7 protein-coding genes and 2 pseudogenes are annotated in these 7531 nt (G+C 73.7%); all 9 read right to left on the bottom strand.

The genetic code is table 11. The features are described from left to right. A pseudogene (locus FF041_RS15500) lies at window positions 1–209 on the bottom strand (zinc ribbon domain-containing protein); the annotation flags it as partial. After that, a complete protein-coding gene (locus tag FF041_RS15505; RefSeq protein WP_153523376.1) occupies window positions 206–775 on the bottom strand; it encodes a phage tail protein I in 570 nt (189 codons plus the stop codon). The pseudogene FF041_RS15500 and the gene FF041_RS15505, both read right to left, overlap by 4 nt. Further along, window positions 772–2733 (bottom strand): putative baseplate assembly protein, encoded by a 1962-nt coding sequence (locus tag FF041_RS15510; RefSeq protein ID WP_153523377.1) that lies wholly within the window; start codon window positions 2731–2733, stop codon window positions 772–774. The genes FF041_RS15505 and FF041_RS15510 overlap by 4 nt, the downstream gene beginning before the upstream one ends. Then, window positions 2733–3239, bottom strand: a complete 507-nt coding sequence (locus tag FF041_RS15515; protein ID WP_323391903.1) for a GPW/gp25 family protein — start codon at window positions 3237–3239, stop codon at window positions 2733–2735. Before FF041_RS15515 ends, FF041_RS15510 begins: the two co-directional genes overlap by 1 nt. Next, window positions 3236–3550 (bottom strand): PAAR domain-containing protein, encoded by a 315-nt coding sequence (locus FF041_RS15520; RefSeq protein WP_153523378.1) that lies wholly within the window; start codon window positions 3548–3550, stop codon window positions 3236–3238. The genes FF041_RS15515 and FF041_RS15520 overlap by 4 nt, the downstream gene beginning before the upstream one ends. Window positions 3551–3648: 98 nt before the next feature. Next, complete coding sequence (locus tag FF041_RS15525; protein WP_153523379.1) at window positions 3649–5415, bottom strand: VgrG-related protein; 1767 nt, start codon at window positions 5413–5415, stop codon at window positions 3649–3651. After that, a complete protein-coding gene (locus FF041_RS15530) occupies window positions 5412–6134 on the bottom strand; it encodes a CIS tube protein (RefSeq protein ID WP_153487124.1) in 723 nt (240 codons plus the stop codon). The genes FF041_RS15525 and FF041_RS15530 overlap by 4 nt, the downstream gene beginning before the upstream one ends. 76 nt (window positions 6135–6210) lie before the next feature. Beyond that, complete coding sequence (locus FF041_RS15535; protein ID WP_153487123.1) at window positions 6211–6636, bottom strand: phage tail protein; 426 nt, start codon at window positions 6634–6636, stop codon at window positions 6211–6213. Window positions 6637–6705: 69 nt separating this feature from the next. Beyond that, window positions 6706–7531: pseudogene (locus FF041_RS39025) on the bottom strand (hypothetical protein); the annotation flags it as partial.

Consider the following 7531-nt stretch of genomic DNA (forward strand, 5'->3'; position numbering starts at 1 on the left):
CCGGCCTCGGGAACGGCTGCCGGCGCCACCGGCTCCGCCGGTGCTGCCGGTGCTGCCGGTGCTTCCGGTGCTGCTGGACCGGCGGTCTCCGCGGCAGCGGGCGGGGTCCGCGGCGGCTGGGAGGACCAGCCGAGGTAGGAACCGCAGTTCCCGCAGAAGTCGTCGTCCTCGCCGTTGGCCGTACCGCACGCCGGGCACGAACGGGTCATGTCAGCCCTCCCGTCTCATCCGGCGGGCCCGGCAGGATCTCCACCCGGCTGGTGAGGTGTACGGGACAGGAGGCCGCGACGACGCCCTGGACACGGCCCGCGTCCACCGGCCCCCCGGCCGCCGCCCAGACCCGTACCAGCAGTTCTCCGGTCGGAGCCGGCGGCAGCTCCGCGCCCGGCTCGGACGACCACGCGACGCCGCCGCCGTCCTGGATGTCGGCGTGCACGCCGCAGCTGAGCCTCAGATGCTCGGCCAGCCCCCGGCGGGTGCCGCGCCACCGGTGCAGCTCGACGGCGCGGGCGACGACGGCCCGCCGCAGCTCATCCGGCCACGCCGGATCGGCGTCGGCGCCCACCCAGGAGCCCAGCCAGGGCAGGAAGTCGGCCGGGGTCAGCGACGGGTCGAAGTAGGCGGGGAGGTTGTCCAGGACGGACAGGACGGGCGCCAGGACGGTGTCGAGGCCCGCCGTGAACCGCTGGGCCAGGTCGTCGTCCGCGTACAGCGCCGGCAGCAGCCCGCCGATCGGCCAGCGGCTGGCGAGCCCGGGTACCGCGGCCCTGGTCATGAGCCGTCACCGGCCCCGCTCGCGGTGACCACGACCTGGTGCTGGTGGGAGAAGACCAGGGCGCCCGGGGCGATGTCGATGCGCTCCACGCCCGCCCCGCGCCGGCCGGTGACCGGATCCGCGGGGAACAGCCGCACCTCCTCCACCAGGTCCACCCCCCGCACGCTCTGGAGCACGGCGAAGACCTCGCCGTACTGCACCGGTCTGCCGAACGGCCACCCGGCGCCGTCCGCGCCGCCCCGCAGCGGGTCGATATGGCGGAACAGCGCCGTGAGCGCCTCCGCGCGGACCCGGTCCGCGTCATCGCCGTCTGCCGCCAGCCGGGCGACCACGGTGACGCCCTGGTACACGGGCGGTTCCACGGCCAGCCGGGTGCCGACCAGCCGCCGTTCGCCGATGCGCGCCGCGACCGCCGAAAGCACGGAGTCCGACGGGATCAGCTGCTCGAAGCGGAGCCGGCCGCCGTCGTCGGGGACCGCGTCGGGCACCACCAGGACCCGTACCGCACCGGCCTCGCCCGCGACGGCGGGCAGACACCGGACCCTGCGCAGGGAGGGCGCGGCCTCCCGGGCGATGGTCTCGTAGTCCCCGGCCGTGACCGCCCGCTCCTGCACCCGGAGGATGCCCGGGGCCCGGACCTTGGCGTTCTCCACGGTCTCGCCGTCGACTCCGCCCCGGGCCGCCTCCCGGTTGTCCACGCCCGCCACATACGGCACCGAGCTGCGGAGCACGCGGATGGCTCCCCGGGCGACGTTCCCCGCCGCTCCGCCGCCGGTCCGGCAGCGGGGGACCCGCAGCTGTGCGCCCTTCCCGGGCACCGCGCCGTAGGAGCGCATCGTCCCGTCCGGTTCGCGTACCTCCGGCGGGAAGGCGAACTCGCCCGCGACGGCGTCGATCCGCACATGCCGGTCGTCCGGGGACGAGTCGCCGAAGTGCTCCACGGCGGTCCAGATCTGCCAGCCCTCCGCGGAGGACACCTGGACCACCGGCGGCTCCCCGTCCAGCAGCAGCGGCGCCCTGTTGAGGGAGAACCGCTGCCCGGCGACGCCTTCGGAGACGCCGAGCGGTACGTCGAGAACGGTCTCCGCGTGTTCGACGCCCGCCGTGCCGCCGACGGTGAACACCTCGGCCTCCCGGATCGTCGGCGACTCGGCGTAGAACGGCTGGCCCGGTTCGGGCGCGGTGACCCGGCAGCGCAGCCACCCCGCCCGGGTCCCCGCGACCACCGACGCGGTGTGCCCGGCGGGGACGAACACGATCACCTCGCCCGGCCTGTTCAGCCCGCCGGTGCTGTCGGCGCCGGTCTCGCAGGCGAGCCAGCGGGCGCCGTCCCACGCCTCCCACGCCAGCGGCGGCTGCCGCGGGTCGACGCCCACTCCCTCCACCCGGCTGTCCAGGCGTACGGCGACGATGCACCGGGGGACGGCGGCGGGCAGTCCGAACAGCAGGGCGTCACCCGGCTGTGGCCGGGGCTGGAAGCAGGGGATGTCCTGGCCCGCGCCGAGCGGCGCGGTGCGGTCGGTCTGCTCGCCCGACACCGGCGCGGTGACCAGCCGGACCAGCGAGCTCGGCACGATCGGCAGATCGTCGGAGGTCGAGAACACCACGGCCTCCCCGGCCTCCCCGCGCGAGGTGGCGACCTCCGTGCCCGCCGGGAGCCGTACGGTCTCCGGCTGCGGCGCGGACAGCCAGAAGTCGACCTCCGCCCGCGCGGTCGTCGGCGGGAACAGGGTGACGCCCAGCAGATCGAGGAACGCCGAGTAGTTCTTGTCCGGCACCCGGTTCAGCCGGTACAGCAGCTGATCGACCATGTACGCGAACGTCTCGATGAGGGTGACCCCGGGGTCCGACACATTGTGGTCGGTCCACTCGGGAGAGCGCTGCTGGACATAGCGTTTGGCCTCGTCGACGAGTTGCTGGAAGCGCCGGTCGTCGAGGTTGGGCGAGGGCAGGGCCATCAGCGCTGCCCCGCTTCCCGGGAGGGCCCGAAGTCCGCTGAGTCCCCGAAGGCTCCCGAGCCTCTTGAATCCCCGAAGGCTCCTGAGCCCCCTGAGTCTCCTGAATCCCCTGAGGACGGGATGGTGTAGAAGGGGAAGACCAGGTTGCGCAGGTCGTTCGTGGCCCGCACGGTGTAGTGCACATCGATGTACAGCGTGCCCTCCTCGACGGCGTCGAACGCGATCACCACATCGGTCACCTCGATGCGCGGCTCCCAGCGCTCCAGCGAGGTGCGGACCTCATGGGCGACGCGCCCGGCGGTGGCGCCGTCGCCGGGCGCGAAGACGTAGTCGTGAATGCCGCAGCCGAACTCCGGGCGCATCGGCCGCTCGCCCGGCGCGGTGCCGAGCACCAGCCCGATCGCCTCCTCGATCTCCCGGTCCCGCTCGACCATGCCGATGCCGCCCGTGGCGTCGACCCGCAGCGGGAAGCCCCAGCCGCGTCCGATGAACCCGCCGCCGCTCACAGCGGGCCCCCGATCAGGACGTTCGGCGCACCGCTGGTGATGAGCGCGCCGCAGGTGGTGGTGTCCCGCATCCGGGCGGCCGGCAGCCCGCCGATCAGCACCTGACCGGCGGCAGCGGCGGCGGGGTTGGGAAGGATGACGTTCCCCGGCCCGAGCCCGGCGTGCAGGACGCACACATGCAGACTGCCGGTGACGGCCGCCGGCTTGCCGCCGATCAGCACGGTGGCGACGGCCGGCGCGGCGCCCGGTGGCGGGGTGCCGATGAGGCCGCCGTGAACGGTGGTGTCGCCCGTGCGGGCTGCGGGGGGCATGGTCGCTGTTCTCCTCGCGGGGAAAGGGGCTGCCGCCGCTGTCGGACAGCGGAGGCGTCATTCGATGCGGACGTTCCTGTAATAAGGGGGGACTGGGGTCAGTTGATGCGGATGAGCTTGGCCTTGAGGACGGCGAGCAGGCCGCCGTCCACGGTGACCCCCGTCTTGCCGTTGACGGTCACCGAGCGCCCGTTCACCGTCACATCACCGGTTCCGGCGTCGAGCGTGATCCCGGACGCGGAGAGGGTCAGTGAGCTCAGCGCCCGGGTGCCGCCGGGGGCGAACACCGTCAGCGCGATCTCGCCCCGCCGCTCGTCCAGCGTGACGTCGAGCCGTCTGTCGCCGCTGGCCAGCCGGACGCCGGACGGTCCGCGCGGGGCGTCCAGCAGTTCGAGCCGATGGCCCGAACGGGAGACCAGTGAACGGCGGTTGACCTTGCCGCTGACCGGGTCGACCAGCGGAACACCGTGGGGCGACGGCTTGTCGACCCCGTTGTAGAGGCCGCCCAGCACATAGGGGCTGTCCAGCTTCCCCTGCTCGAACCCGACCAGCACCTCGTCGTTGACCTCGGGGCTGAACACCCCGCCGCCGCCCTGCCCGCCCCACTGCACCGTACGGACCCAGTCCGTCACATAGACATCGTCGAGCCAGGGGAACTTCAGCCGGACCCAGCCCCGCTCGGCCTTGCCCTCACGGATGTCGGTGACCACGCCGATCGCGAGACCCGGCATCCGCGGGCCGCGCGCGGGCGCGTTCGAGCCGCTGGTCAGCCCCGCCAGCGAGCGGTCGGGCGCCGCGCTGACCACCACGGTCGTGCGGTAGCCGCCGTTCGGTTCGAGGACATGGTGCGCGGCGGTCGCCGTGTACCGCCCGGCGAACGCGGGCCCGACATTGCCGAGGGCCACCGGCTCGCCCGCCCGCAGCCGGGGGTTGCCCTCGGCGACCGCCTCGATCTCGCCGAATCCGGCGCTCACCGAAGCGGCCACCGAAGCGGCCACGGCCCTGGTCTCGGCCTGGGTGCGGTACGGGGTGTCGGCGACCGTCATCCGGGCGTTGCCGCCGAACACCCGGGCCGCGGTCGACGGGCTCATCCCGGGGGAGACCGTGGTGCTGCGGACGGACTGCGCACGGGCCGACAGCCGGGTCTTGGCATCGACGTTCCAGCCGCGTACCTCCACGCTGTCCGCACCGTCCGCGCCGGTCAGCACGGCCCGCAGGGCCAGCAGATTGCGCCCGTACTCCAGGACCATCGGATGCCGGGCGGCGGAGACGGCGGGCGAGGGCGCCGACGCGGCGGGCTTCGGCTTCACGAACTGCAACAGGCCGTTGTCGTCCACCCGCACCTGAGCGCCGCTCTCGCCCGCGAGATACTGGAGGAACTCCCAGTCCGAGACGTTGGGCTGGGTCAGCTGCTGATGGGTGATGGGCGCGGCCTCTATCGTCCCGCAGGCCAGCCCGGCCCCGGCGGCGACCTTGCGGACGATGTCCGCGGTCCGCATATTGCGGAAGGCCACCACCTTCCGTCCGCGCTGGAGCCGATGGGCCTTGGACAAGGCCCGCACGACCGTGAACGAGCCGGTGGTGTCGCTGTCCAGCTCGAATGCCGTGACCTCACCGGTGAACAGCCGCTCGCGCACCCGCTCCTGCACGGTGACCACGGAGATCTTCAACGGGGTGCCGATGGTGAGACCGGTGGCGGTGAGCAGCTTGTGATCGGGGTCCCGGTACATCAGCACGGCGGAGTCCGGCAGTCCGACGTTGTCGTCGACCACACAGCTCACCAGCTGGGTCACCCAGGCCGGCGGCAGCTCACCGGGGGCCTCGACGATCGGATCCGCGGCGAAGGAACGGCCGGAGGCGGTCATCGGCCGCCCCCCGGAACACGGTCTTCCAGTCCGGGCACGACCAGCTCCCCGCCGGGGACCAGCCGCGTCGGGTCGTCGATGCCGTTGGCCTCCGCGATGGCACGCCACGCGGTGGCGTCGCCGTACTCCCGCCAGGCGAGCAGCGGCAGGCTGTCACCGGCGACGACCCGGTGGGTACGGCGGGCCTCCCGCGAGCCCGACGTGGGGTTCTGGCCGGGCGGATCGACGCTCGCCTCCTCGATGGACAGGGCGCAGGTGGCGCGCAGCGGCTTCCCGTCGACGTCGAACAGCGTGTACGAGACGGAGAGGCTGGAGAGCACCCCGTCGAACGAGGTCGTCTTCGACGCGCCCCAGTCGAAGCGCACCCAGGGGCTGGCGGGCGTCTTGCGGGCCAGGCTCTGCGGGGTGGGGACACACGCCAGCATCAGCTGCTCCACCGCCTTCTCCACCGAGTTGTCATGGGTGGCCGTGGCGTCCAGGAAGACGTCCAGGGACAGTGTCCGGGGCCCGCTGCCGACGAACTCGGGCAGCGCGGACTGCCCGGCCATCCGGGACGGAGTACGCCGCCACTCGGCGCTCTTGCTCAGCGACAGCCGCGCGGGGTTGAACTGCAGGGTGAGCCGGGCGAGGGTCCCGCCCGGCTTGGCGCCGACGGCCGCCGGCGGTTCCATGACGGTCAGCTGGGCGCGGGCACGGCTCGTACGGACGGCGGGTGACATCGCGTCCCTCCTTCCCGATCTTCTCTGTTCTCCGGTGCCGGACCTTGGGGTGCCGGACCATGAATATGACGGTTCATCAGGAGGGTTCCAGTCCCTCGTGGGCGATCTCCAGCGTCTCGATCGCCGCCTGGGAGCTGGCGGGGTCGAAGGACGGGCCCTGCCAGCGCACCGGCACGATGCCCTGCACCTGCCAGCTGATGATGCGGCTGAGGTCCGGGCGGAGGGCGACGATCTCGCCGTCCTTGGGCTCGACCCGCTGGATGGTCTTGCTCAGCCATCGCGCGATCTTGAGGGTGTCGGCGGTGACCGGGCGGGTCAGCGTGATGTTGGTCCAGGTGATCCGCCCCGGCAGCTGCCAGGTGAAGCCGTTGTTCCCGCCCTCGGCGTACTGTTCCATCTCCACCTCGGCTCCCAGCCCCGAGCAGGTGTGAAAAGCCCCCAGATCACTGCCTCCGATCACGAGTTTGAAGAAGACGCTCGTCGCGAAGATGTCGTCCGTCATGCGCCTCTCTTGTTCCCTGCCGTTTCCCGAGTGCCGTGCTGGGCCGTGCCGTGCTGGGCCGTGCCGCCGTCAGCGTCCGCGGTCGTACAACCGTCCGGCGCGCTCCCGCCCTCTGCGCAGGTCCGCGCGGATCAGCCGGCTCACCGGATCGAGCAGACGACGGGCCAGTTCCTCGATGTCCGCCCCGGTGACGCCGGTGGCCGGGGCGTCCCCGGCGGCCGGGTCGGCCGATCCGGTCCCGTCCGGCCGGGCGGGGGGCTTCGCCGGGACCGCCCGCACCGGGACACCGCTGATTCCGGTGATTCCGGCGTCGGCCGCCGCGCGCTGAAGCGCCTGAGCCGTGGTCCCGGCACTTCCTGCTCCGGCGGCCGGAGCGGGTGCGCGCCGTGGGACCCGGGCCGGCGGGCCCGGTGCTCCGGGGAGGGGAGTACGGTCCCCGGACCCCGGTCCGGCAGTCGTGGGCGCCACCGGCTTCGCGGTCCGCTGTACGGGGACGACGACCGCGCCCGGCCGCTCCGGTGCGGGCGGATGCGGGCGTACGACCGGGACGGGCTGAGCGGGCGGTGCCGCCGGGGACGGGGGGCCGGGGCGGCGGGCTGAGCGTGGCTCCGGGGACTCCCGCTCCAGCTCCGGCTCCGGCGGGCGGGTGTCGAGACGGGGCGGGGACGCGGGTCCGGCGGGGCGGGGGCGTACCGAACGCCGCACGAGCCGTGGCAGGAAGCCGCCGGTCGCCGGTCCGCGACCCGTCCGGTCGCCGCCGGGCGTCATCCGGCCCGACGGGGTCCCACTCCGGGCGGTGCGGGACGGCGAATTCCCGGGCGCGGAGCGCTGGACGGGAGCGCCGACAGCGCCGGGCAGCGCTCCCCCGGGCGACGGTCCGCCAGGTGCCGCCGAT

The sequence above is a fragment of the Streptomyces jumonjinensis genome, assembly GCF_009600885.1.
Taxonomy (GTDB): domain Bacteria; phylum Actinomycetota; class Actinomycetes; order Streptomycetales; family Streptomycetaceae; genus Streptomyces; species Streptomyces jumonjinensis.

Coding starts and splice junctions, on each gene's coding strand:
- FF041_RS15505 (WP_153523376.1), bottom strand. CDS start 775: ATGACCAGGGCCGCGGTACCCGGGCTCGCCAGCCGCTGGCCGATCGGC.
- FF041_RS15510 (WP_153523377.1), bottom strand. CDS start 2,733: ATGGCCCTGCCCTCGCCCAACCTCGACGACCGGCGCTTCCAGCAACTC.
- FF041_RS15520 (WP_153523378.1), bottom strand. CDS start 3,550: ATGCCCCCCGCAGCCCGCACGGGCGACACCACCGTTCACGGCGGCCTC.
- FF041_RS15525 (WP_153523379.1), bottom strand. CDS start 5,415: ATGACCGCCTCCGGCCGTTCCTTCGCCGCGGATCCGATCGTCGAGGCC.
- FF041_RS15530 (WP_153487124.1), bottom strand. CDS start 6,134: ATGTCACCCGCCGTCCGTACGAGCCGTGCCCGCGCCCAGCTGACCGTC.
- FF041_RS15535 (WP_153487123.1), bottom strand. CDS start 6,636: ATGACGGACGACATCTTCGCGACGAGCGTCTTCTTCAAACTCGTGATC.